Source organism: Sinomonas sp. RB5, assembly GCF_054063535.1.
In genome coordinates this window covers 84,602-107,701 of record NZ_JBSSGJ010000003.1, presented here as the reverse complement: position 1 = coordinate 107,701, position 23,100 = coordinate 84,602, and the positions used below count along the sequence as shown (strand labels likewise).

Genomic DNA, 23,100 nt, shown 5'->3' with positions numbered 1-23,100 from the left:
GGAAGCGTTCACGCATGGAGACGGGCAAAAGTTCCCCCCGAGCGGCGGAAGTTCCCCGCCCGTGCGCTCAGGGCGAAACGATCACTCGTACACGTGCGGCGCGAGCGTGCCCACGAAGTCGAGGTTGCGGTACTTCTCGGCGTAGTCGAGGCCGTAGCCCACCACGAACTCGTTGGGGATGTCGAACCCCACGTACTTGACATTGATCGCGACCTTCGCGGCATCCGGCTTGCGGAAGGCCGTGCAGATCTCGACCGACGCCGTCCCGCGGGACTCGAGGTTGGTCTTGAGCCACGAGAGCGTCAGGCCCGAGTCGATGATGTCCTCGACGATGAGGACGTGCTTGCCCATGAGGTCCGAGTCGAGGTCCTTGAGGATGCGGACCACTCCGGAGGACTGGGTGCCCGAGCCGTAGGAGGAGACCGCCATCCAGTCCATGGTCACGTGCGAGTGCAGCGCCCGCGCCAGGTCGGCCATGACCATGACGGCGCCCTTCAGCACGCCGACGATCAGCAGGTCGCGCCCCTCGTAGTCGCGGTCGATCTCCGCGGCAAGCTCGGCAATGCGGTTCTGGATCTCGTCTTTCGACTTGAGGACGTGCTTGAGATCTGCCTGGACGTCGGTCGATTCCACCTGCGGCTCCTGAGATTGCGAGCGTGACTGCTGGGGCGCGAGGCCGCTGGGTTCAGCGGTGCGATACCAAGACTAGCGCCCCGGGTGCGCCGGGACTGATTCCTCTGGTGCCCGGTGCAGCGCCGGACGCGCTCCGGCGGTAGGCGCTCACGTGTCCGGGCACCTCGACGGGGCCGGCCGAGCCCCGCCGGTCGAGGAGCCGCTCGACGGCGCGGAGCCGCTCGTAGGTCGCCTCCCCGCCCAGCTCGGCCACGGCGAGGGCGATGACGCGCCCCCGGATCGCCGGCGGCAGGTCACGGAGTGCGTCCCCGGGGAGCACGACGGCGCGTGGCCCGGCTCCGGCGCGTGCCGCCACTTCGGCGGTCAGCGGCTCGGCGGCCACGACCTCGGCGAGGGACTCGTAGGCCCGCTGGGCGTGGGCGTCGAGGAAGTCGGCGTCGGCGCCCAGGAGCGAGGCCGTGCGGGCGAGCGCCTCGGCCACGCCGGGCCCGAGCTCGGTCTCGAGGAAGGGCATGATCGACGCCCGCACGCGGGAACGCATGAACCTCTGGTCCTCGTTGGTGGGGTCGAACCAGGGCTCGAGGCCCTCCGCCGCGCAGATGTCGAGGGTCTCGGCACGGCGGAGTCCGAGGAACGGCCGCACGAACAGGCCCCGGACTCTCCGCATGGCGCCGAGGGCGCGCGCCCCGGAGCCGCGGGCCAGGCCCAGCAGCACCTGCTCGGCCTGGTCGTCGAGGGTGTGGCCGAGCAGCACGGCCCCGGCCACGAGCGCCCGGGCCTCCTCCTCGAGGGCGGCGTGCCGTGCGGTCCTCGCGGCCGCCTCCGGCCCCTCCCCCTCGGCCCGCACCTCGACGGGGACCACCCGCACCGGTGCGAGGCCCAGGCCGGCCAGCACGGCCGCCGTCGTGCGCGCGACCTCGCCCGAGCCCTCCTGCAGCTGATGGTCGACGACGACGGCCCCGGCCCGCAGCGGGTGGCTGCCGCCGCCGGGTGCCCGGACGCTCCCCCTGCGTGCGAAGTGCGCCACCGCAGCGGCGAGCGCGAGCGAGTCGGGGCCTCCGGAGCAGGCGACGAGGACGACGGGCGGCCAGCCGGCCTCCTCGAGGGCGGACCTCACCGCGTTGCGGGCGGCTCCCACCGCGGGGTGCAGCCGCCGCCGCGCCGGGGAGGCCGCGTCGCGGGCGGGGTCCCAGGCAGTGCCGTCTCCGCCGGGGGCCTCCGGGTTCACAGCCCCATCCGGGCGACCCACGCGGCGGGGTCGTGGATCTCCTCCTCGGTCGGAAGGTGCTCGGCGGACTCCCAGACCCGGTTGAAGCCGGCCATCCCGACGGTGTCCACCACGTGGCGGACGAACTCCTGGCCGTCCGTGTACTGGCGCATCTTCGCCTCGAGCCCCAGGAACCGGCGCACGAAGGTCTCGATCGGCCCGCGGTTCTCGTTGCGGGCCTGGAAGCGCTGGCGGATCGTGCGCACGCTGGGCACCACCGACGCGTCGACGGCGTCCATCACGACGTTGGCATGCCCCTCGAGCAGGCTCATGACCGCGGTGAGGTGGGAGATCGCCGCGCGCTCCTCGGGGTCCCGGAGGAGGTCGAGGATCGCCCCCTTGCTCGGCAGGTTCGCCGAGGTGCCGGTGCGGTCGCGCAGGGACTTCGCCGCCGCCGTCGCCCGCTCCATGATGCTGTCCACGTTGCCCACGAGGCTCTCGCTGAGCTTGCCGATCTGCTCGGTCATGTGCCCGCGCAGCCACGGCGCCGCAGCGAACTGGACACGGTGGGTCTGCTCGTGGAGGCACACCCACATCCGGAAGTCCTCCGGGTCGACCGCGAGCTCGCGCTCGACGTGGACGATGTTGGGCGCCACGAGCAGCAGCCGGCCGGCGGGCGGCACGGTGGAGCCGGGGGCGAGGGCGGCGAAGGGCTCGTACTGGCCCAGGACCCGGCTCGCGAGGTAGGCGAGGATGGCCCCCAGCTGGGCGCCGGTGATCGCGCCGCCCACCCGGGCCGCGGCCGGCGTGAGCTCGCTGGCCTTCTTCTCGACGAGGTGCGCGAGGACCGGGGCCATCATGACCTCGAAGCCCTGCGCGTTCGCCTTGGCCCACGAGGCGCGGTCCACGATCAGCAGCTGGGAGTCGCGGAGGTCCTCGGCCACGGCGAGGCCCGTGATGCGGTGGACATGGGGCACGGACGCGTCGGCCAGGCGGCGCAGGCTCTCCACCGCCTCCCTGGCCTCAGCCGCGCTCAGCGCCGGGCCCGGCGGCGTGAGCCGGGCCGCCGTCGCGGCGGCGAGGTCCCAGTTGATCAGTTGGCCGGCCATCTGCGGGGCATCCATGGCACCATTCGACCACACGCAGCTGACATTCGGCCCGGGGCGGGCGAGGTTCGCGGCGGGTGATCAGCCCCTGCAGCCGCAGCCGGCGAGCGCCGCGACCCCGTCGTCGATGGCCGCCAGGACGGACTCGCGCTTGGCAGGGTCGAGCCCGTTGGCCAGCACCGAGAACACGAGCAGGCGCCCGTCGGCGTCCACGGCGTAGCCGCTCAGCGCGGCCACGGTGTTCAGCGTCCCGGTCTTGGCCCGCACCACGCCGGCGCCGCCCGCCGCCGCCCCGCCGAACCGCCCCGCCAGGGTGCCGTCGAGCCCGGCGACGGGGAGGCCGTCGAGGGCCGCGCGCAGGCGGGGGTCGGACCCGAGCGCCATGGCGCGGACCAGGCCAGCGAGGGCGGTCGGCGCCGCCCGGTCGGCGATGGCGAGCCCGCACGCGTCGGAGAGCTGGAAGCCGTCCGCGCTGCCCAGGACCCGGGAGGCCGCGGCCTTGAGCGCGGCCACCGCGCCGTCGTTGCTGGCCGGGCCGCCCGCGGCGTGGGAGGCGAGGCGGCCGAGGGCCTCGGCGGCGTAGTTGTCCGACTCGCGCAGCGTGTAGCCCAGCTGGTCCGCGACCGTGGCGCTCTGCACGGCGGCGAGCTGGGGCGCCCCGGCGGGGGCGGCGGCGCGCTCGATCCCGTCCGCGACCTTCACGCCGGCAGCGGCGAGGTCCTTGGCGAGCTCGGTCCGGAAGGCCGCGGCGGCGTCCATCGCGGAGTCCTGGGGGCGGGGGCCGGCGGCGCCGGGGGCGCTGCGGCCGGCGTTGAGGGCGAGGGCATACAGGGGGGCGATCTCGCCGGCAGCGACGTCCTCGGGGTCCCACGCCGGATTGAGGGAGGGGCCCGTGAAGAGGGTGTCGTCGAGGCGCACCGTGACCGTGGCGGGGAGCGGCGCCGGCGGCGAGGCGGACGCGCGGGGCGCCCCCGCGGCGTCGTGCGTGGACGGCGCGGCGGCCTGGAGGAGGGCGGCGGCGGTCTGGTCCGCGAGCGTCGCCATGCCGGCCCGGCCCATCACCGCGTCCGGCTGGGAGGCCCCGGCGCCGAGCATGACGTCGCCGCCGCCCACGAGCACCACCGTGCCGGGGTCCTGTCCGCGCACGGCCTTGGTGCTGAGCGTCGTGTCCGGGCCGAGGGTGGTCAGGGCTGCGGCGGCCGTGAGGAGCTTGAGGTTGGAGGCCGGCACGTGCCCCTCGGTGCCGCCCTGCGAGTAGAGCGTCTGGCCGGTGAGGCCGTCGAGCACGGTGGCGCTGATCGTGCCCCCGGCGGGCTTGAACGCGTCCCCCAGTTCCTTGGCGAGGGCGGCGGGCGCGGGCTCCGCCGCGGCGGGCGAGAGGGTCGCGGCCCCCTCGAGCGTGGGGGCGGACGACGGCGGCGCGAGCCACGCCGGGGTCGTCGCGGCGGGCCTCGGGGCCGGGAACAGTGCCGCCCGCGCGCGGGTCGCCGCGCCCGTGGCCAGCAGGGCGGCGGCCACCGCGACCGCGAGGACGACGGCGCAGGCCACGAGCGCCCACGCACTGCCCAGGGGCGTGCGGCGGCCGCGCTCGGAAGTCATGGAGGGCTCCGTCCTCGGGTGCAGGTGTGGCCTCGATACGGGGAGCGAGGGCCCCAAGGCAGATATCCTTCATCGTAGTCGCCGCCGTGGCCGGGCCCTCACGCGCCGGGCCACGGCGGCCGCCGTGAACGATGCCGTCCGGCCCAGCAGGGCCATGCAAGGAGCACCTATGAAGCACGATGTCACGATCGAGATCCCGCGCGGCTCGCGCGTGAAGTACGAGGTGGACCACGAGACCGGCCGCGTCCGCCTGGACCGCGTCCTCTTCACCTCGATGCAGTACCCGACGCACTACGGCTACTTCGAGGACACCCTCGGCGAGGACGGCGACCCGCTCGACGCGCTCGTCTGGTACCCGGACGTCGACCTGTTCCCGGGGATCGTCATGGAGGCGCGCCCGATCGCGATCTTCAACATGGAGGACGAGTCGGGCGGCGACGCCAAGCTCGTGTGCGTCCCGGCGGACAAGCGCTTCGACCACATCCAGGAGGCGTCCGACCTGGACGAGTTCCTCATCAAGGAGATCGAGCACTTCTTCACCCGCTACAAGGACCTCGAGCCGGGCAAGTGGGTCAAGCCGGCCGGCTGGGCCGACCGCGCGGCCGCCGAGGCCGAGCTCGAGGCCTCGATCAAGCGCTTCGAGGCGCAGGGACACTAGTCCCCGGTCGCGGACGCGGCTCCTCGAGGGGCGCGGACGTGACCCCTCGAGCCTGCGGAGGTGGCTCCTCACCCACGGTGGGGAGCCACCTCCGCGTCGTTGAGGAGCCACTTCCGCATCGTTGGGGAGCCACCTCCGCCGGCTTCCGTGGCTCGCCGGGGCTCCGCCGCTACGCTCTGTGCATGTACACGGTCACGATCAACCAGCGCGAGCGCGGCCCGGGCGACCGTGTCCCGGAGCTGCTCAGGGCCCTGGCCCGGCTGCAGCCGGACGTGCCCTTCGACCGGACCGTGGGCGACGAGGCCCAGGCCGTCTTCGCAGCGCCCGGGCCGGTGGTCGACGCCGCCCTCACCGCCCTCCGGCCCGACGCGTGCGGCGGCGTGCGCTGGAACGTGGGGATCGGCGTCGGGCATCTCGACGAGCCGCTCCCGCTGGGGGTCGCGGACGTCCGCGGCGAGGCGCTCGTGCACTCGCGGCGCGCCGTCGAACGCGCGCAGGCGAGCGGCGACGCGCCCGCGATCGCGGTGGACGCGCCGGATCCGGACCTCGCACGGGACGCCGAGGGGGTCCTGCGCCTGATCGGCCTCGCCGTCGCGAAGCGCACCGCGGCGGAGTGGCGGGTCCTCGACCTGCTGACCCCCGGCGTCCGGGGGCAGCAGAAGGCCGTGGCCGAGGCACTCGGCATCACCGCGCAGGCCGTGTCCAAGGCGATCGCCCGGGCGCACTGGCCCGAGGAATGGGCTGCGCGGCCCGCGGCCGCCCGGCTCCTGGGGCTCGCGGACGCCCCGCCGCGTTAGAGGAGCGAGCGGAGGACGGCGGCGGCACCGTCCTCCTCGACGGTCGCGGTGACCTCGTTGGCGGCGGCCTTGACCTCGGCCGGCGCCTGGCCCATGGCCACGCCGCGGCCGGCCCACTGGAGCATCTCGATGTCGTTGCGGCCGTCGCCGATCGCGACCGTGTGGGCGCGGTCGACGCCGAGCAGCTCGCGCACGTTCTCGAGGCCGCTGGCCTTGGTCACGCCCTGGGCCGCGATGTCCAGCCAGGCGGTCCAGCCCACAGAGTAGGTCACGCCGTGCAGGCCGATCGACTGCACCGCGGTGCCGAACTCCTCGGCGGTCGAGTCGGTGGAGAACACGACGAGCCTGACGGCCTTGGCCTCGAGGAGCTCCTCGAAGGTCACGCCGGTGGCCTCGACGCCGAAGCTCGCGTCCTGGAAGCGCTCGGTGGAGAGGAAGTTGCCCTGGATGTCCTCAAGAGCATACTTGGCGTTCGGGAGGCGGTGGCGCAGCGCCTTGAGCGCCGGGGCGGGGTCGAAGGAGCGCCGGTCGACCACCGTGTACCCACCGTCGGCGCCCGCGTGGATCTGCACCGTCACGCCGCCGTTGCTGCAGACGGCGTACCCGTGGTCCACGCCGAGCAGCTCGACGACCGGGAGCGTTGCCCCGAGGGAGCGACCGGTGGCGATCACGACCTCGTGGCCCGCCTGGACGACCGCGGCGCCGAGCTCGCGGATGGCCGGGGACATGTGGCCGTAGTGGTCGACGAGGGTCCCGTCCACGTCGAGGCCGATGAGCTTGCGGTTGAAGGCAGTTCGCTGGTCATCGATGCCAGCATTCAGCGTTGTTGTCATGCGTACTAGTGAAGCACCCCGGCCTGTGCAGGCCGTAGGACTCATGACACACACGGCATGAAATCGGCGTGAACACACGACGGCGCGTGCCCATCCGCCGGCCCTGAATGCCCCTCCCTTTCGGTCAACGCCTCGGGAAGGGGACCGGGGCTCTGACCGAAACGCAGGGCGCGGCGTTCAACGCCAGGCCGTCCGCGCCGTCGTGCGCCGCGGCACGCCGGCGCGATGCAGGATCGCAGCGAACCGTGCCGGCTCCAGAAGGTCGGCCCACACCCAGCGCACCACGCGCTCCCCCGTCGAGCGGATCTCGTCCTCGCGCAGCTTCTCCTCGACGACCACCTGCGAGGCCGACTTCCCGCTGAGCTTCTGGGACCGGAGGTACTTCTGCAGGCCGTCGAACTCTCCCACGAGCCGGATCTGGGCCCAGCGGTAGTCGACACGGGCGATGCGCCGCCCGTCCTTGACGATCCAGACCTGGAGCTCCGGCATCTCGAATCCCAGGTCCCACATGAGAGCGCGGCTGAGGGATTCGCCCACGGACTCCGACGCACCCGACGCGAGGTCCAGAACCTGGTTCAGGCGCGCCTGCGCAGCGCGGTTGTCCATCGCGGCGCACAGCCGCCGGAGATCCTCGAGCGTCCGGGTGACCTTCAGCCCGGGACGGCGGGCGAGCACGGCATCCGCGAAGACCAGGCCCTCGGCGAAGCTGAGCCTCGGCACCGTGTCCACGAAGGCCTCGTCGAAGGGCTCGAGGGGCAACGTGAGATCGAGGTGGGGCAGATAGAGGGGAACCGCGGCTGCCGTGGGGAAGCCCAGGTGCTTCGCATCGGGAAACCCCAGCGGGACGGGCCCCGGCTGCTCACGCGTCCGCTCCTGCCACAGGCGCTCCGCCGACTCAGGGTTCCCGTAGAGCATAGGCGGAGGACCCCCGCCCACGGCTGCGCGGCGGTCTGTGCGGTAGCGGACGTGGCTGGGCATGCTCGGGAGCTCGAGCCCCCAGGCGAGCAGCGCGGTCTCGCGGCACAGCACCGGTGCGTTGCCGCCGACGGCGAGCGACGCCGTCGTCATCGCGTAGCGGCCTGCCGCCGTCGCGGCGAACCACTCGTCGATGCCGACGTAGACGCCTCGGCGCAACCGGACGAGGGCCCCCGCGGCGTACGCGCGTGCGAGTCGACGTGGGGTGCGGCCCGTGAGGGCTGAAAGAGAGCTGGCGAAGGCGGTCTGGGGAAATCTCACGGCACCAGCACAGCGTCTCCAGCCGCGCCCCTGGAGGGTCTTGGGGGTGTATGTGGACAACCCCAGCCCCCGCGTCGGCTGCAGAAGGCCCTGCGCTTCGGTCCAGGCCCGGGGAGAGAGACCGTGGCGTTGACCGAAACGCAGGGCGCTGGTGCTGGGGGCGCGCGGACCACGCCGCACGACGACGGGCGCGCACCCGCCGTCGTCCGCTGAGGGCAGCGGCGGGGGCGGCTACAGGACGGGGAGGACCTCAAGGCCGCCGAGGTACGGGCGCAGGGCCGCGGGCACGTTCACGGAGCCATCGGCATTCTGGTGGTGCTCGAGGATGGCCACGATCCAGCGCGTCGTGGCGAGGGTGCCGTTGAGCGTCGCGACGGCGCGCGTCCCCTTGGACGCGCCCTCGGCGTCGAGCACGCGCTCGCGGATGTTGAGCCGGCGGGCCTGGAAGCCGGTGCAGTTCGAGGTCGAGGTCAGCTCGCGGTAGCGGCCCTGGGTGGGGACCCAGGCCTCGCAGTCGAACTTGCGGGCCGCGCTCATGCCGAGGTCCCCGGCGGCGGTGTCGATGACCCGGTAGGGCAGCTCGACCTTGGCGAGCATCTCCTCTTCCCACGCGAGCAGGCGGGCGTGCTCCGCCTCGGCCTCCTCCTGCGGGCAGTAGATGAACATCTCGACCTTGTTGAACTGGTGCACGCGGATGATCCCGCGGGTGTCCTTGCCGTGCGAGCCCGCCTCGCGCCGGTAGCACGAGGACCAGCCGGCGTAGCGGATCGGGCCGCCGGCGAGGTCGAGGATCTCGTCGGCGTGGTAGCCGGCCAGGGCCACCTCCGAGGTGCCCACGAGGTAGAGGTCGTCCTCGGCCAGGCGGTAGATCTCGGCGTCGTGCGCGACGTCAAACCCGGTGCCCTGCATCGTCTCCGGACGCACGAGCGTGGGGGTGATCATCGGGATGAAGCCGTTCTGGACGGCCTGGTCCATGGCCATCTGCAGGAGGGCCAGCTCGAGCCGGGCCCCGACTCCGCGCAGGAAGTAGAACCGCGAGCCGGAGACCTTGGCACCGCGCTCCATGTCGATCGCGCCGAGAAGCTCGCCGAGCTCGAGGTGGTCGCGCGGCTCGAAGCCCTCGGCCGCGAAGTCGCGGGGCGTGCCGACGGTCTTGACGACCGCGTAGTCATCCTCGCCGCCGGCCGGGATGCCCTCGACGATGAGGTTCGGCACGACGCGCATGAGCTCGTCCATCTCGCCCTGCGCCTCGTCGGCAGTGGCCTGCGCGGCCTTGACCTTCTGTGCGAGGTCCTTCACCTCGGCCAGGAGCGCCTGCTTCTCCTCGCCCTTGGCGGCGGCGACCTTCTTGCCGTACACGTTCTGCTGGGCGCGCAGCGACTCGTACTCGGTCAGCGATGCGCGGCGCCGCGTGTCGGCAGCGATGATCGAGTCGACGAGCGCCTCGTCCGCCCCGCGGGCGCGCTGGCTCGCACGGTACTTGTCCGGATTCTCAGTAAGGTCCTTGACGTCGATCACGAGTCCAAGACTAACCGGAGGCGGCAGCACCGCGGGACCGAGGGGCCCGGGCCCGGCGGCCCTGGGGGGCGGATCGGTGCCCGAGCGTGGCGGGATAGAGTGAGAGCATCATGCGCGGGTGGATCATTGCGGGTGCCGTAGCCGCCGCTGGCGGCGTCGCGGTCGCCAGCTGGTGGGGCGTGCGCCGGCTCAAGGAGCAGCACGCCCGCAGCGCCATGGCGGAGCCCGCCGGGCCGCCGCCGGCGGGGCCCCAGCAGGTCGCCGTGGTGCTCAACCCCATCAAGGAGCGCGCCGACGAGGCGCGGATGCTCATCGAGGCCGCCTGCCGCGGGGCCGGCTGGCCGGAGCCGCTCGTCTTCCACACCACCAAGGCCGATCCGGGCTACACCGCCGCGCGCCGGGCGCTCGAGGCGGGGGCCGACGTCGTGATCCCCTGCGGCGGGGACGGGACGGTGCGGGTGGTCGCCGAGGTGCTGGCCGGCACGGACGCCGCCCTCGGGCTCGTTCCCCTCGGGACCGGCAACCTCCTGGCCCGCAACCTCGACCTGGACGTCACGCGGCTCGCGCAGTGCGTCCACACGGCGGTCTTCGGCCGGCAGCGGCGGATCGACACGGCCGCCCTCGTCCTCACCGCCCCGGACGGCACGCGGTCCACCCACACGTTCCTGGTGATCGCGGGCGTGGGCATGGACGCCGAGATCCTCAACGACACGAGCGAGGACCTCAAGCGGGTGGTCGGCTGGATGGCGTACACCGAGGCCGGCATCCGGCACATGCCGGGCCAGCGCCGCCGCCGCGTGGAGATCTCGCTCGACGGCGGCGACTTCCAGACCCGCCGGGTCCGCAGCGTCCTCTTCGCGAACTGCTCGAAGCTGCCCGGCGGGGTGGACTTCATCCCCGACGCGTTCATCGACGACGGCGTGCTCGACGTCGCCGTCATGAGTCCCCGCAGCCTCATCGGCTGGATCGCGATGTACGTGAAGATCATGGTCCAGCACAAGCGGCAGCTGCCCGTCATGCAGTTCTACGGCGCGCAACGGGTCGCCATCCGCGTCCCCGAGCCGATCCAGGCGCAGGTGGACGGCGACGTGGTCGGGTCCGCGACGAGGGTCGACGTCGAGGTGCGCCCCGCGAGCCTGCTCGTGCGGGTAGCCTGACGCACGACGCCGCCCTGCCGCCCGGCGCTGTCCGGCCCGCCTAGGCCTGTGCCGCCACCCGGTAGGCCCGGTCCCAGTCGAGGGTCGCGTCCTCGATGCGGAACAGCTCCCGGGCGGCCTCGCGGAGCTCGTCGGCGCTGCCGAGCGTGCTCCGCTGGACGGTGGATGCCCCGTCCGGCCTGTACGTGCGCACCGCGAGCTCGAGGTTGGCGAGGGTGATCCGCTCGGTCTCGGTGCGGATCGAGGCCATGAGCGAGCGCGTGAACGGCGGAATGTCCGAGGTCGAGACGTACCAGTTGGCGACCTCGAAGTCCGCCCGGGCGTGGGCGCCGAGGTCCACCCCGTACAGCGTGGCCCAGCCCTCCCCGAGCCGCGCCTGGACCACGAGGTCGATCCCGGGGGTGTCGCCGGCGGGCAGGCCGGCGACGGCGACGTCCACGGCGCGGAACGTCCCGAGCGGCGTGGAGACCGCGGAGTCCTCGGGGGCGAGCCCGAGCGGGAGGATGCCCGAGGGGTTAAACCCGCCGAAGCCGGCGTCAACGAGGTAGCGGCGCCCCTCGGCCTCGACGACGGTGGCCTGGTGCGTGCGGGCTGGCGCGCCGGCGCCCGGCCCGCGGCCCCAGTAGACGCGGCACAGGTGGTTCTCGACCCCGTCCACGCCCATCGCCGCGAGGGCGCGGGAGAGCAGCCCTGCACGCTGGAAGCAGTAGCCCCCGCGCCGGCGGTCCACGAGGGCGGCCTCGATGCCCTCGTCCGTGATGTCGACCGCGGACCCGGTGGCCGGGGCCAGGTTCTCGAAGGGGATGGCGCGGGTGTGGTGGGCGTGGACCGCGGCGATGGCCGCGAGCGTGGGGGCGGCGTCGCCGGTGTAGCCGATGCGGCGGAAGTAGGCGGACAGGAAGCGCGCCTCGCCCCCGCTCGTCCTCCCGGCGCCCCCAGTCATCGCGCGGGGGCGCCGAGGATCGCGTCCACCCAGCCGCGCGCGGACGCGAAGGCGTGGTCGGTCACATGGTCCCTGACGAGAGGGCGCGCGCCGTCCGCCCGCGGGTAGGAGCCGAGGAAGCGGATCTGCGGGCTGATGCGGTGCAGGCCTGCGAGCGCGTCGGCGATGCGGGCGTCCTGGATGTGCCCGTCCACGTCGATCGAGAAGAAGTAGTGCCCGAGGTACCGGCCCGTGGGCCGCGACTCGATGCGGGAGAGGTTGACACCGCGGGCGGCGAACTGCTCGAGGATCTCCATGAGCGCCCCGGCCCGGTCCTCCGGAAGGGGCACCGCCACGGACGTCTTGTCCGCCCCGGTGCGCGCCGGCAGCGTCCCCGGCCGGGACACGAGCACGAACCGGGTGACGGCTCCGGGATTGTCGCCGATGTCGGAGGCAAGGACCTCGAGCTCGGGGTGCTCCTCGGCAACGATGGGTGCGCAGATCGCGGCGTCTCCAGGCCGGGAGGCCGGGTCGAGGAGGGCCAGCGCCCCCGCCGCGGTCGAGCTCGCGGCGAGGTGGACGGCGTCGGGCGCGTTCGCCGCCGCCCAGCCGCGGCACTGCGCCCACGCATGGCCGTGCGTGGAGATGCGCCGCAGGTCCGCGGCCCGCGTACCGGGCCGGGCCACGAGCACGAAGGTGATGGGCACGACCTCCTCGCGCACGATCCGCAGCTCGGGGCCCGTGGCGATCGCGTCGAGGGTCGCGGTGACGCCGCCCTCGACCGAGTTCTCGATGGGGACCATCGCCGCGTCCGCCGTGCCGTCCCGGACGGCGTCGAGGGCAGCGTTGACGGTGGTGGCGGGCGTGCGGGCCGCGTCCCGGGCACCGGGGACCTTGAGCAGGGCGGCCTCGGTGAAGGTCCCCTCGGGACCCAGGAAGGTGTACTGCACGGCTCAGAGCACCGTGGGAGGCTGGCCGTTCTCGGCCACGAGCGGCCGGCCCGCGGTGAGCCACGCGTCCATGCCGCCGGCCACGTTGACCGCCGAGTAGCCGTTCGCGACGAGCCACTGGGTGGCCCGGGCCGAGCGGCCGCCGGTGCGGCAGATGACGAGCAGGTCGTCGTCGGGGTCGAGCTCGTCAAGGCGCGCCGGCAGCTGCTCGAGCGGGATGTGCACGGCGCCCTCGGCGTGGCCGGCCTCCCACTCGTAGTCCTCGCGCACATCGAGCAGGGTGCCGTCCGCCGGCAGCGCCTCGACACGGACAGTCTCGAAATCAGACATTCTTCGCCTCCGGAGATGCTTGTCCCTCCAGCCTATAGTGGCCCGGTGACAGTCGACGCCGGGATCGCCGCCCTGGGGGCCGTGGCCCTCCGCGGCGCCCTCCGCTCGGGCGAGCTCTCGGCCCGGGAGGTCGCGGAGCACTTCCTGTCGCGCATCGAGGCGGAGAACCGCCTCCTCGGCGCCTTCCTCACCGTCACCGCGGAGCAGGCGCACGACGCCGCTGCTGCCGCCGACGCGCTGCACGCGCGCCTCGCCCGCTCGGGCCGGCTCGGCGAGCTGCCGCCGCTGCACGGGATGCCCACCGCGTTCAAGGACCTGACCGACGTGGCCGGGGTGCCGACGACGCACGGCTCGGCGGCCCTCGAGGCCCGTCCCGCGCTCGAGGATTCCCCCGTGGTGGCCCTCCTGCGCTCCGCCGGCGCCATCTCCCTGGGCAAGACCCAGGTGCCCGAGTTCGGGCTCACGGCGTACTCGGAGAACCGGATCGCGCCGCCCTCGCGCAACCCGCACGGGCCTGCGCTCAGCTCGGGCGGGTCCTCGGGCGGCTCGGCCGCCGCCGTCGCCGCCGGCCTCGTGCCCTTCGCCCCCGGCTCCGACGGCGGCGGGTCCGTGCGCATCCCCGCCGCCGCGTGCGGGATTGTGGGGCTCAAGGCCGGCCGCGGGCTCGTTCCCGCCGGGCAGAGCGCGGGGGACGCCGCGCGCCTCGTCGTCGCCGGGCCGCTCGCGCGCTCGGCCGAGGATGCCGCGCTGCTCCTCGACGCGCTCATCGCCGGGGCCCCCGCCGCAGGGCCCGAGCGAGGCGACCACGCGCACACCGGACGGCACGCCGGAACGTTCGCGGACGCCGTCGTGCAGGAACCGGGGCGGCTGAGGGTCGCCGTGGGGCTGTCGAGTCCGTGGGACGCGCGCTACCGCATCGAGCCGGAGCCTGAGGCTCTCGAGGCGCTGCGGGCGGGCGCACAGGCGCTGGCCGCGGCCGGGCACCTCGTGGTCGAGGCCGACCCGCGGTTCGACAACCGCTACCCGGACGCGTTCACCGCCGCATGGACGGCGGGGGTCGGGACCGCGAGGATCCGCCCCGAACGCGAGCCGCTCCTAACCCCGCTCACGCGGTCGTTCCGCCGCCGGGCACAGCAGCGCTCCCCCGCGAAGCTCGAGGAGGCGCTGGCCTTCCTGCGCCAGTTCGAGCGCGACATGCTCGCCCAGCTCGCCGACTGGGACGTGCTCCTCTCACCGGCGCTGGCCCAGACCCCGCGGCCGGTGGGCTGGTTCGCAGGCCCCGAATGGCGCGGGACCGCCGACGACGACTACCGCCGCCAGTGCGAGTTCGCGCCCTGGTCCTCCTGGGTGAACGTGTGCGGGCTGCCGGCCGTGGTGGCGACGACGCACTGGACCGCGGCCGGGCTGCCGATGGGCGTCCAGGCGGTGGGGAAACCCGGCTCGGAGAGGCTGCTGCTGCAGGTGGCGCGGATGCTCCACATGCCCTCGCCGGCCCCTGGTCAGCAGCCGGAGCGGCGTCAGTAGCCGGAGCGGCTCGGGGCCATGCTGAGGACGAGGATGAAGACCGCGAGGAACGCGACGGTCAGCGCGATGCCGACGTAGCCCAGGACGAGGCCGGCGAGCGCCATGCCGCGGCCCGCGGGCTCGCGGGCGAGGCCGAGGTGCCCGAGGACCACGGCGGCGATCTGCGGGAGCACGAGGAACCCGAAGCCCACGAACACCGAGATACCGCACACCATCGCGGCGATGCTCAGGCCGCGCGGCGCCGGGGCCGCGTAGTACGGCGTCCGGCCCGGCAGGCCCGGGTAGGGCTGCTGGGCGGGATAGGGCTGCTGGCCCGGGTAGGGCTGCTGGGCGGCCCCGCCCGCGTAGGGCTGCTGGCCGGGGTACCCCTGCATCGGGTAGGCGGGGCCGCCCGGCTGCTGGCCGAACCAGGGAGGCTGCTGCCCGACGGCGGGCTGCCCGGCGGCCGGTTGTCCGCCGGCGGGCTGCTGGAACGTTCCGGGCCGAGGCGGGGCGCCCGGCGGGAGCGGCTGCGTGGGGTTGGAGGGAATCGGCTCGGTGGGGTTGCCGCGGTCCTTGTCCAAGGTGACCGGCGGGACATACGGGGGCGGGGTGTAGCGGGGCCGCTCGGTGCTCCCCGGCTCCGGGGCCTCGGTCCCCTCCGGCTGGCCCTCCTGCGGCGCGCCCTGGTCCCGGCGCTCCGACTGCTCCGACATCAGATGCCCCCTCCGCTCCATGCCTTCGACGTGCTCCCAGCCTACCCGCCGGCGCCGCCGGAAGGCTTGCGAGAACTGTCGGTACCGGGTGCCATGCTCGGCCCATCTCAGCGGAGGGGGAATGACGATGTCCAGCACGTACCCAGCAGCACCTTCCACCCGGCCGCGCCGCCACCAGGGCGCGGTGCCGCCGTACCTGCTCGAGCGCCTCGCGGGCTTGCGTGAACGGCGGGCGCGGGCGCTCTCGGGCGAGGGACCCGCCAACGGATTCGCGGCGGACACGCGCGGGATCGAGTCCGTCGCCGAGCTCGCGCGCCGGACGCTGCTCGAGGACGCCCGGCTCCGCGAGCGGCGCCGGGGGCGCCCGCTCGGGGACCAGCGCGGCCTCCGCGCGGCACCGGGAGCCCTCCACCGTGAGATCAGCGATGCGGAGACCACGGAGGAGCTGCCCGGCCGGCTCGTGCGCAAGGAGGGACAGGATCCTGTGGCGGACGCCGACGTCAACCGGGCCTACGACGGGCTCGGCGAGACCTACCGGTTCCTCGAGCAGGTCCTCCACCGCTCGAGCGTCGACGGCGCGGGGCTCGCGCTCGAGGGGACCGTGCACTACGGCGTTGGCTACGACAACGCGTTCTGGGACGGATCCCGCATGGTCTTCGGCGACGGCGACGGCACGGTGTTCTCGTCCTTCACGGGCTCGCTGAGCATCGTCGCCCATGAGCTCGGCCACGGGCTCCTGCAGCACACCACCGACCTCGCGTACGAGGGCCAGTCCGGGGCCCTCAACGAATCCTTCGCGGACGTGTTCGGCGTGCTCGTGGACCAGTTCTCACGCGGCGACACGGTGGAGACGGCGACGTGGATCGTGGGGCACGGGATCTTCCTGCCCGGCATCAAGGGGGTGGGGGTGCGGTCCCTGAAGGCGCCCGGCACCGCCTACGACGACCCTGCCCTGGGCAGGGACCCGCAGCCGGCCCACATGGACGGGTACGTGCGCACCCGCGAGGACAACGGCGGTGTGCACCTGAACTCCGGCATCCCCAACCGGGCCTTCTACCTCGCCGCCGAGGCCCTCGGGGGCCACGCGTGGGAGCGCGCCGGCCGCGTCTGGTTCGAGGCCATTGCCACGGGCAGGCTCCCCGTCGACGTCGACTTCCGCGGATTCGCGCGGGAGACTGTGCGTGTGGCCCGGGCGCTGTTCGGGCGGGAGTCGGCCGAGGAGAAGGCCGTGCGCGCCGGATGGCGCGGCGTCGGGATCACGGTGCGGCTCTCGGAGAACGGTGCCCGATCGCCGAGGAAGGGGGCCGCGCCAAGACGCCAGGAGGGGCGATGAAGGTCGAGGTCATCCGCTCCGGCGGCGTCGCCGGCATCCCGCGGCGCGGCCGGGTCGAGTTCCGGGTGCGCGGGCCACGGGAGCCCGCCGACACCGAGTGGGCCTCCCTCTACAGGGCTGCACGCAGCGAGCGGCGGCGGCTGCCCGACACCCCGGCTGCGCAGCCCGCCCCCCGCGTCCGGGACGCCTTCTGTTGGACGCTGAGGTTCGGACGCGAGCGGTTCGAGGTCCCCGACGCCACGCTGCAGGGCGCCCTCCGCGAGCTGGCGGAGAAGGTCCTCGCGGAGGGCCGGTAGCGCCCGTCGGCCGGGAGGCAGGCGAAATCTTCACCGAGTGGCCACCCTTTGTTGGCCTTCTCTGCAAAGCTAGGCACATGGCGAACCGAGCAGGCACCGTAGCCCTCCCCAGCGACCTCGTGGACATCACCGCGCTCCTCGACGCGTACTACGACGTGTCCCCGGACCTGAGCGACCCCGGCCAGCGCGTGGCCTTCGGGACCTCCGGCCACCGCGGCTCGAGCCTCAAGGCCTCCTTCAACGAGAAGCACATCGCCGCCATCACCCAGGCGATCGTGGAGTACCGTGCGGGCCAGGGCATCCGGGGCCCCCTCTTCCTCGCGAAGGACACGCACGCCCTCTCCGAGCCGGCCACCAACACCGCGCTCGAGGTCCTCGCCGCGAACGGCGTGCAGGTCCTGGTCGATGCCCGCCACGGCTACACGCCCACGCCGTCCGCGAGCCACGCGATCCTCAAGTACAACGCCGGACGCGGCGAGGACGACCCGGGCCGGGCGGACGGGATCGTGGTCACTCCGAGCCACAACCCGCCCTCGGACGGCGGCTTCAAGTACAACCCGCCGCACGGCGGCCCCGCGGACACGGATGCGACCGGGTGGATCGCCGACCGGGCCAACGAGCTCCTCGAGGCGGACCTCGCGGGCGTGCGGCGCATCCAGCTCGCCGACGCGCTCGCCGCGGACTCCACCGGCCAGTTCGACTTCCTCTCCTCCTACGTCGACGATCTGCCCCTCGTGCTCGACATCGAGGCGATCCGCAACGCCGGGGTCCGCATCGGCGCCGACCCGATGGGCGGGGCGTCGGTGGACTACTGGGGCGAGATCGGCGAGCGCCACCACCTCGACCTCACGGTCGTGAACCCGACCGTGGACCCGCAGTGGGCGTTCATGACCCTGGACTGGGACGAGAAGATCCGCATGGACTGCTCGTCGCCGTTCGCCATGGCCTCGCTCATCCAGAAGGTCTCGCAGGGCGCCGGCTACGACATCGCGACCGGCAACGACGCGGACGCCGACCGGCACGGCATCGTCACTCCCGACGCCGGCCTCATGAACCCGAACCACTACCTCTCGGTGGCGATCGACTACCTCTACCGCCACCGCACCGGCTGGCGCCCGGACACCGTGGTGGGCAAGACGCTCGTGAGCTCGTCGATGATTGACCGCGTGGCCGAGGGCCTCGGCAAGAAGCTGGTCGAGGTGCCCGTCGGCTTCAAGTGGTTCGTGCCCGGGCTGCTGTCGGGCCAGGGTGCGTTCGGCGGTGAGGAGTCCGCGGGGGCGAGCTTCGTCAAGCGGGACGGCGGCGTCTGGACCACCGACAAGGACGGCATCCTCCTGAACCTCCTGGCCTCGGAGATCAGGGCCGTGACGGGGAAGTCGCCGAGCGAGCTCTACGGCGAGCTGACCGCGAAGTACGGGTCGCCGTCGTACGCAAGGATCGACGCCGCGGCGACCCGGGAGCAGAAGGCGAAGCTCGGCAGGCTGTCCGCGAGCGACGTCACGGCGACCGAGCTCGCCGGCGAGCCCATCACCGCCAAGCTCACGGAGGCCCCCGGCAACGGCGCCAAGATCGGCGGCCTGAAGGTCACGACCGAGAACGCCTGGTTCGCCGCACGCCCGTCCGGGACCGAGGACGTGTACAAGATCTACGCCGAGTCCTTCAAGGGCGACGACCACCTCAAGCAGGTCCAGGCCGAGGCGAAGGCACTCGTCGACTCCGTCATCGCCTGACCTTCTGAAAGCCACCACCTGAAGGTCAGCTTCTGAAGGTCACCTTCTGAAGGTCACCTTCTGGGGGCCATCTCCTGCGGGTCATCGCTTGACGCGACCCACAGGAGGTGGCCCCCAGATCGTGGGTGACCGCGGTCATATCCTTAGCATGGGTAATGAGTTATGCTAAGTACCGATGACTCCCCCGAACCTCACTGACGCCGCCCCCGACACCTCTGCCTCCCCCGACATCCTCGAGCTCGCCGCGGAACTGCGCGTCGCGATCATGCGCACGTCCCGGATCCTGCGCACGCAGGCGACGAGCGACGTGGTGAGCCCCGGCCAGAACTCGGTGCTGTCCGTCCTGGGGAAGCGCGGCCCGCTCACGATGCGCCAGCTTGCTGACATCGAGCACGTGCAGGCACCCAGCATGACGCGCACGGTGAACCACCTGTGCGAGGGCGGGTTCGTGGCCCGGACGGAGCACCCGACCGACGGGCGGCTCGTGGTGGTCGGGCTCACCGACGCCGGCCGCGCAGTCCTCGAGGAATCCCGGCGGCTGCGGGCCGCATGGCTCGCGAGCCGCCTCGATGCGCTCCCGCCCGGTGACCAGGCCGCCCTGCACCGCGCCGCCGAGCTGCTGCTGGAGATGACCGCCCGATGACCAGCATGTTCCGCGCACTCCAGCACCCGAACTACCGCCTCTGGGCTGCCGGCGCCCTCGTCTCCAACGTGGGGACCTGGATGCAGCGGGTGGCCCAGGACTGGCTCGTCCTGACCCAGCTCACGAACCACGACGGCGCGGCAGTGGGCATCACCACCGGTCTGCAGTTCCTGCCGATCCTGCTCCTCGGCCCCTACGCCGGCCTTCTCGGCGACCGTCTCGACAAGCGCAAGCTCCTCTTCGCCACGCAGACCGCGATGGGGCTGCTCGCGCTCGTGCAGGGCGTCCTCGTTCTGAGCGGCGCGGCCCAGCTGTGGCACATCTACGCGATCGCGCTGCTGCTCGGGGTGGCGAGCGCATTCGATGCCCCGCCGCGCCAGGCCTTCGTCTCGGAGCTCGTGGGCCGCGCCGACGTGCCCAACGCCGTGGCGCTCAACTCGGCCTCCTTCAACCTTGCGCGGCTTGCCGGTCCCGGCGTCGCCGGTGTGCTGATCGGCCTCATCGGCACGGGCTGGGTGTTCATGCTCAACGCCGCAACCTTCCTCGGCGTCCTCTTCTCGCTCACGCGGCTGCGGGTGGACCTCCTGCACCGCACCCCGCCGCTTCCACGGGGCAAGGGCCAGATCATGGCGGGCGTCCGGTACGTCCGCACCGAGCCGAGGATCCTGCTCATCCTGGTGATGGCCGGGCTCGTCGGCACGTTCACGCTCAACTTCCAGGTCACCAATGCGCTCATGGCAGCCGACGTGTTCCACACCGGCGCCGACGCCTACGGCTTCCTCGGTTCCATCCAGGCGATCGGAACGCTCGGGGGCGCGCTCCTGGCGGCGCGGCGGAAGCAGCCGCGGCTTACGCTGCTCGTGGGGGCCGCGGTGGGGCTCGGCGTCGCCACGATCGTCGCGGCCGCCATGCCCAGCTACCTCTCGTACGCCGTGGTGCTCGTGTTCGTCGGCGTCTCGGCGCTGACGTTCCTCAACAGCGCCAACACCATCGTCCAGCTCACCACCGAGCCCCAGTACCGCGGCCGGGTCCTCGCCCTGTACATGGCGGTGATCCAGGGCGGCACGCCGATCGGGGCACCGCTCGTGGGCTGGCTTGCGAACGCGGTCGGCACGCGCTGGGCCGTGCTGGCCGGTGGGCTCGCCGCGCTCGTGGCCGGTGCCGTGGGCGTCTGGGCGCTGGCGCGCTGGGGAGAGGGCACGTTCCGCGAGCAACTCCGCGCCGTCTGGGCCGAACGGCGCGCAGCCCGCGCCGCTTCCGCCCTCGCCTCCCCGGGCACCCCGGACGCGGGGTCACCTTCCGCCGTCCCGGGGTCACCTTCCGCGCACGACGCCGAGCCCGCGCCGCAGCCGCCGACGGCACCGGCCCGCGACACGGCCGCCGAAGCCCTGTCGCCGGCGCCCCAGTGCGGCCCGTCGCTGCGGCTCCCGCGACGGCCGCCGGCGACGACGACTGGCTCACAGCCCGCGGTCGCCCCGAGGAACTAGCGGCTCCCAGCAGGGAGGGGCCAAGGCACGCGGATGTGACCCCGGGTGCGCCGAGAGGTGACCCCGCGTCCAACCAGACGTGACCCCGCGTCCAACGAGACGTGACCCCGCGTGCGCCGAGACGTGACCCCGGGTGCGCCGAGAGGTGACCCCGCGTCCAACCAGACGTGACCCCGCGTTGGGTCGGAGGCGTGGGCACGGCCCGGGGGGACACAGAAGGACCTGGCCGCCGGCCCCTCACGGGGCAGGCGGCCAGGTCCTCGGGGGAGTCGGGGGTCAGACGGTCTCGACGACGTCCTCGTAGGCGAACTTGGTCTTCGCGGGGCCCCACGCGTCCTCGCCCGGACGGCCGATGTTGACCACGAGGAAGCTCTTGCGCCCGCCCTCGGGGAAGAAGTCGGCGTCGATCGCGGAGAAGTCCGCGCCGGTCATCGGGCCGGCGGCGAGGCCCAGCGAGCGCACGGCGAGGATGAAGTACCCAGCCTGGAGGTGCGCGTTGTCGCGGCCGGTGCCGTAGCGGACCACGTCGTCGTCGAACATCGACTTCAGCCCGGCGGCCTGCGGGAGGAACGTCTCGAAGCGCTCGTGCCACTCGGTGTCGAAGGACAGGACGGCCACGAGCGGCGCGGCGAGGGTCTTGGCCTGGTTGCCGCGGCTCAGGTGGGACACGAGGCGCTCGCGCGCCTCGGGCGAGCGCACGTAGGTGACCCGCATCGGCTGGTTGTTGAACGCGGTCGGGCCGAACTTCGCGAGCTCGTAGATCGCCTGCGCCTGCTCGTCGGTCACCTCACCGGTGAACGTGTTGGCGGTGCGGGCCTCGACGAAGAGGGCGTTGACGGCGTCGGCGTCGAGCGCAGCTTCCTGATGGGCGATGCTCATGCATGTCTCCTCACGGCGGCCCGGCGGCCGCCCTCATCAACCTCACAACCGGGGCCGGCGCCCGGAGCATCCCGTCCGGCGGGGTGATGTTGCTTACATTCCGGTCCAGCCACTCGGCTGGTGGCGCGGACGACGCCGCCCGCTCGCCTCGCGCGCGGAGCCGCCGCCCGCCGTCGTGCGCGCCGCAGCGCCCGCGATGGCGGCCCCGACCAGCGAGTAGGATGTCCCCCGATATTCCCGCTCCCCCCGCTCGGAAGGCGCCGCATGAGCATGCTCGGAACCAGATGGAAGCTCCACGGCGACGGCCGCTCCGTCCGTCCCGGCGAGGTGGTGGCGCCGGGCGAGCGGCTCGCGTGGCCGATCACCATCGGCGTGGGCCTCCAGCATGTCGTGGCGATGTTCGGCGCGACGTTCCTCGTGCCGATCCTGACGCACATGCCGCCGGCGACGACCCTGTTCTTCTCGGGCATCGGCACGCTCCTGTTCCTCGTCCTCACGCGGGGGCGGGTGCCGAGCTACCTGGGGTCCTCGTTCGCGTTCATCGCCCCGATCCTGGCCTCGCAGCAGCAGTTCGGCGTCGCGGGGGCGCTCGGCGGCGTGGTCGTGGCCGGCGCGGTGCTCGCCGCCGTGGGCGCCGTGGTGCAGGCGTTCGGGGCGCACTGGATCAACGTGGTCATGCCCCCGGTGGTCACCGGCACGATCGTGGCGCTGATCGGGCTCAACCTCGCTCCCGCGGCGAAGCAGAACTTCGACGCCGCGCCCGTCACGGCACTCGCCACGCTGCTGGCGATCATCCTCGTCTCCGTGCTCTTCCGAGGGATCCTGGGCAGGCTGAGCATCCTGATCGGCGTGGTGGTCGGGTACCTCGTGGCCGTGTGGCGCGGCGAGGTGGACTTCACGAAGATCGACGCCGCCGCGTGGATCGGGCTGCCGCACTTCCAGACCCCTGCCTTCCACCTCGGCGTGCTCGGCCTGTTCGTGCCGGTGGTCCTCGTGCTCGTCGCCGAGAACGTGGGGCACGTGAAGAGCGTCGCCGCGATGACGGGGGCGAACCTGGACGACATGGCCGGCCGGGCGCTCATGGCGGACGGCGCCGCGACCGTCCTCGCGGGCCTCGGCGGCGGCTCGGGTACCACCACGTACGCGGAGAACATCGGCGTCATGGCGGCGACCAAGGTCTACTCGACTGCGGCGTACTGGGTCGCGGGCATCACCGCGCTGCTGCTGAGCTTCTCCCCCAAGTTCGGCGCGCTCATCGCCACCGTCCCCGCCGGCGTGCTCGGCGGCGCGGCCACCATGCTCTACGGCATGATCGGCGTGCTCGGGGTCAAGATCTGGGTGCAGAACAGGGTCAACTTCTCCAACCCGGTGAACATCACCACGGCGGCGGTGGCGCTCATCGTCGGCATCGCGGACTACACGTGGAAGGTGGGCGACCTGGCCTTCGCGGGCATCGCGCTCGGCTCCGCGGCCGCCCTCGTCGTCTTCCACGGCATGAGCGCGCTCGCCCGCTGGCGGGGCACCGCGACCGACGACGCCACCGAGCCCGCCGTCCGCAGCCACTGAG

General features: G+C 73.3%; 22 protein-coding genes. 10 read left to right on the top strand and 12 right to left on the bottom strand.

Annotated features, from left to right (window positions below; translation table 11 throughout):
- Nucleotides 1–81: 81 nt before the first annotated feature.
- The 4 genes from hpt to dacB all read right to left on the bottom strand — a co-directional run bounded on the left by hpt (nucleotide 82) and on the right by dacB (nucleotide 4,545).
- Nucleotides 82–633: a hypoxanthine phosphoribosyltransferase gene (hpt, locus tag ACVWWH_RS05355; RefSeq protein ID WP_066494525.1), complete on the bottom strand. Its 552-nt coding sequence runs from the start codon at nucleotides 631–633 to the stop codon at nucleotides 82–84.
- A 52-nt stretch (nucleotides 634–685) separates the two neighbouring features.
- Complete coding sequence (gene tilS / locus ACVWWH_RS05350; protein ID WP_457316006.1) at nucleotides 686–1,750, bottom strand: tRNA lysidine(34) synthetase TilS; 1,065 nt, start codon at nucleotides 1,748–1,750, stop codon at nucleotides 686–688.
- Nucleotides 1,751–1,857: 107 nt separating this feature from the next.
- Entirely contained in the window at nucleotides 1,858–2,964 is a 1,107-nt protein-coding gene (locus tag ACVWWH_RS05345; RefSeq protein WP_457315906.1) for a zinc-dependent metalloprotease, read from the bottom strand.
- 63 nt (nucleotides 2,965–3,027) lie between these two features.
- A complete protein-coding gene (gene dacB, locus ACVWWH_RS05340) occupies nucleotides 3,028–4,545 on the bottom strand; it encodes a D-alanyl-D-alanine carboxypeptidase/D-alanyl-D-alanine endopeptidase (protein ID WP_066494521.1) in 1,518 nt (505 codons plus the stop codon).
- Between the two features lie 169 nt (nucleotides 4,546–4,714).
- On the opposite strand from dacB, the gene ACVWWH_RS05335 reads away from it, so the two are divergent.
- Together ACVWWH_RS05335 and ACVWWH_RS05330 are read left to right on the top strand one after the other, a co-directional pair.
- Entirely contained in the window at nucleotides 4,715–5,203 is a 489-nt protein-coding gene (locus ACVWWH_RS05335; RefSeq protein WP_066494520.1) for an inorganic diphosphatase, read from the top strand.
- Nucleotides 5,204–5,385: 182 nt separating this feature from the next.
- A complete protein-coding gene (locus ACVWWH_RS05330; protein ID WP_447420595.1) occupies nucleotides 5,386–6,000 on the top strand; it encodes a hypothetical protein in 615 nt (204 codons plus the stop codon).
- Here ACVWWH_RS05330 and ACVWWH_RS05325 read toward each other — a convergent pair.
- The 3 genes from ACVWWH_RS05325 to serS form a co-directional block, all read right to left on the bottom strand.
- Nucleotides 5,997–6,833, bottom strand: coding sequence for an HAD family hydrolase (locus ACVWWH_RS05325; protein WP_457315905.1), 837 nt, complete (start codon nucleotides 6,831–6,833; stop codon nucleotides 5,997–5,999). The genes ACVWWH_RS05330 and ACVWWH_RS05325 overlap by 4 nt on opposite strands.
- Before the next feature lie 177 nt (nucleotides 6,834–7,010).
- A complete protein-coding gene (locus tag ACVWWH_RS05320; protein ID WP_457315904.1) occupies nucleotides 7,011–8,069 on the bottom strand; it encodes a hypothetical protein in 1,059 nt (352 codons plus the stop codon).
- Between the two features lie 231 nt (nucleotides 8,070–8,300).
- Complete coding sequence (gene serS / locus ACVWWH_RS05315) at nucleotides 8,301–9,587, bottom strand: serine--tRNA ligase (RefSeq protein ID WP_457315903.1); 1,287 nt, start codon at nucleotides 9,585–9,587, stop codon at nucleotides 8,301–8,303.
- Nucleotides 9,588–9,697: 110 nt separating this feature from the next.
- Here serS and ACVWWH_RS05310 point away from each other — a divergent pair, with 110 nt between their 5' ends.
- A complete protein-coding gene (locus tag ACVWWH_RS05310) occupies nucleotides 9,698–10,744 on the top strand; it encodes a diacylglycerol/lipid kinase family protein (RefSeq protein WP_066494511.1) in 1,047 nt (348 codons plus the stop codon).
- A 40-nt stretch (nucleotides 10,745–10,784) separates the two neighbouring features.
- Here ACVWWH_RS05310 and ACVWWH_RS05305 read toward each other — a convergent pair whose 3' ends face one another.
- From ACVWWH_RS05305 to ACVWWH_RS05295, 3 genes are read right to left on the bottom strand one after another with little or no spacing between them, the layout of a single operon-like run.
- The gene (locus tag ACVWWH_RS05305; RefSeq protein WP_457315902.1) at nucleotides 10,785–11,687 is read right to left on the bottom strand and encodes an arylamine N-acetyltransferase family protein; all 903 of its coding nucleotides are present in this window, start codon (nucleotides 11,685–11,687) and stop codon (nucleotides 10,785–10,787) included.
- On the bottom strand, nucleotides 11,684–12,616 hold the full coding sequence (gene pheA, locus ACVWWH_RS05300) for a prephenate dehydratase (protein WP_457315901.1): 933 nt from the start codon (nucleotides 12,614–12,616) through the stop codon (nucleotides 11,684–11,686). The genes ACVWWH_RS05305 and pheA overlap by 4 nt, the downstream gene beginning before the upstream one ends.
- 3 nt (nucleotides 12,617–12,619) lie before the next feature.
- Nucleotides 12,620–12,946, bottom strand: coding sequence for a rhodanese-like domain-containing protein (locus ACVWWH_RS05295; RefSeq protein WP_066494506.1), 327 nt, complete (start codon nucleotides 12,944–12,946; stop codon nucleotides 12,620–12,622).
- A 15-nt stretch (nucleotides 12,947–12,961) separates the two neighbouring features.
- Between ACVWWH_RS05295 and ACVWWH_RS05290 the strand changes: the two genes are divergently transcribed.
- Complete coding sequence (locus ACVWWH_RS05290; protein WP_457315900.1) at nucleotides 12,962–14,470, top strand: amidase; 1,509 nt, start codon at nucleotides 12,962–12,964, stop codon at nucleotides 14,468–14,470.
- Here ACVWWH_RS05290 and ACVWWH_RS05285 read toward each other — a convergent pair.
- Complete coding sequence (locus ACVWWH_RS05285; protein ID WP_457315899.1) at nucleotides 14,464–15,165, bottom strand: DUF4190 domain-containing protein; 702 nt, start codon at nucleotides 15,163–15,165, stop codon at nucleotides 14,464–14,466. The genes ACVWWH_RS05290 and ACVWWH_RS05285 overlap by 7 nt on opposite strands.
- Nucleotides 15,166–15,292: 127 nt before the next feature.
- Here ACVWWH_RS05285 and ACVWWH_RS05280 point away from each other — a divergent pair, with 127 nt between their 5' ends.
- The 5 genes from ACVWWH_RS05280 (at nucleotide 15,293) to ACVWWH_RS05260 (ending at nucleotide 20,654) form a co-directional block, all read left to right on the top strand.
- Nucleotides 15,293–16,498 (top strand): M4 family metallopeptidase, encoded by a 1,206-nt coding sequence (locus ACVWWH_RS05280; RefSeq protein ID WP_066501794.1) that lies wholly within the window; start codon nucleotides 15,293–15,295, stop codon nucleotides 16,496–16,498.
- On the top strand, nucleotides 16,495–16,794 hold the full coding sequence (locus ACVWWH_RS05275) for a protealysin inhibitor emfourin (protein ID WP_066494500.1): 300 nt from the start codon (nucleotides 16,495–16,497) through the stop codon (nucleotides 16,792–16,794). The genes ACVWWH_RS05280 and ACVWWH_RS05275 overlap by 4 nt, the downstream gene beginning before the upstream one ends.
- Nucleotides 16,795–16,871: 77 nt before the next feature.
- Nucleotides 16,872–18,524: a phosphoglucomutase (alpha-D-glucose-1,6-bisphosphate-dependent) gene (gene pgm / locus ACVWWH_RS05270; protein ID WP_066494497.1), complete on the top strand. Its 1,653-nt coding sequence runs from the start codon at nucleotides 16,872–16,874 to the stop codon at nucleotides 18,522–18,524.
- A gap of 175 nt (nucleotides 18,525–18,699) precedes the next feature.
- Nucleotides 18,700–19,167 carry a MarR family winged helix-turn-helix transcriptional regulator gene (locus ACVWWH_RS05265; protein ID WP_066494495.1) on the top strand — a complete coding sequence of 156 codons (468 nt, stop codon included), beginning with the start codon at nucleotides 18,700–18,702 and terminating at the stop codon, nucleotides 19,165–19,167.
- Nucleotides 19,164–20,654, top strand: coding sequence for an MFS transporter (locus tag ACVWWH_RS05260; RefSeq protein WP_457315898.1), 1,491 nt, complete (start codon nucleotides 19,164–19,166; stop codon nucleotides 20,652–20,654). The genes ACVWWH_RS05265 and ACVWWH_RS05260 overlap by 4 nt, the downstream gene beginning before the upstream one ends.
- A gap of 276 nt (nucleotides 20,655–20,930) precedes the next feature.
- On the opposite strand, the gene ACVWWH_RS05255 is transcribed toward ACVWWH_RS05260, so the two are convergent.
- On the bottom strand, nucleotides 20,931–21,533 hold the full coding sequence (locus tag ACVWWH_RS05255; protein WP_066494494.1) for a malonic semialdehyde reductase: 603 nt from the start codon (nucleotides 21,531–21,533) through the stop codon (nucleotides 20,931–20,933).
- 264 nt (nucleotides 21,534–21,797) lie between these two features.
- Between ACVWWH_RS05255 and ACVWWH_RS05250 the strand changes: the two genes are divergently transcribed.
- Entirely contained in the window at nucleotides 21,798–23,099 is a 1,302-nt protein-coding gene (locus tag ACVWWH_RS05250) for a uracil-xanthine permease family protein (protein WP_457315897.1), read from the top strand.
- Nucleotide 23,100 lies beyond the last annotated feature (1 nt).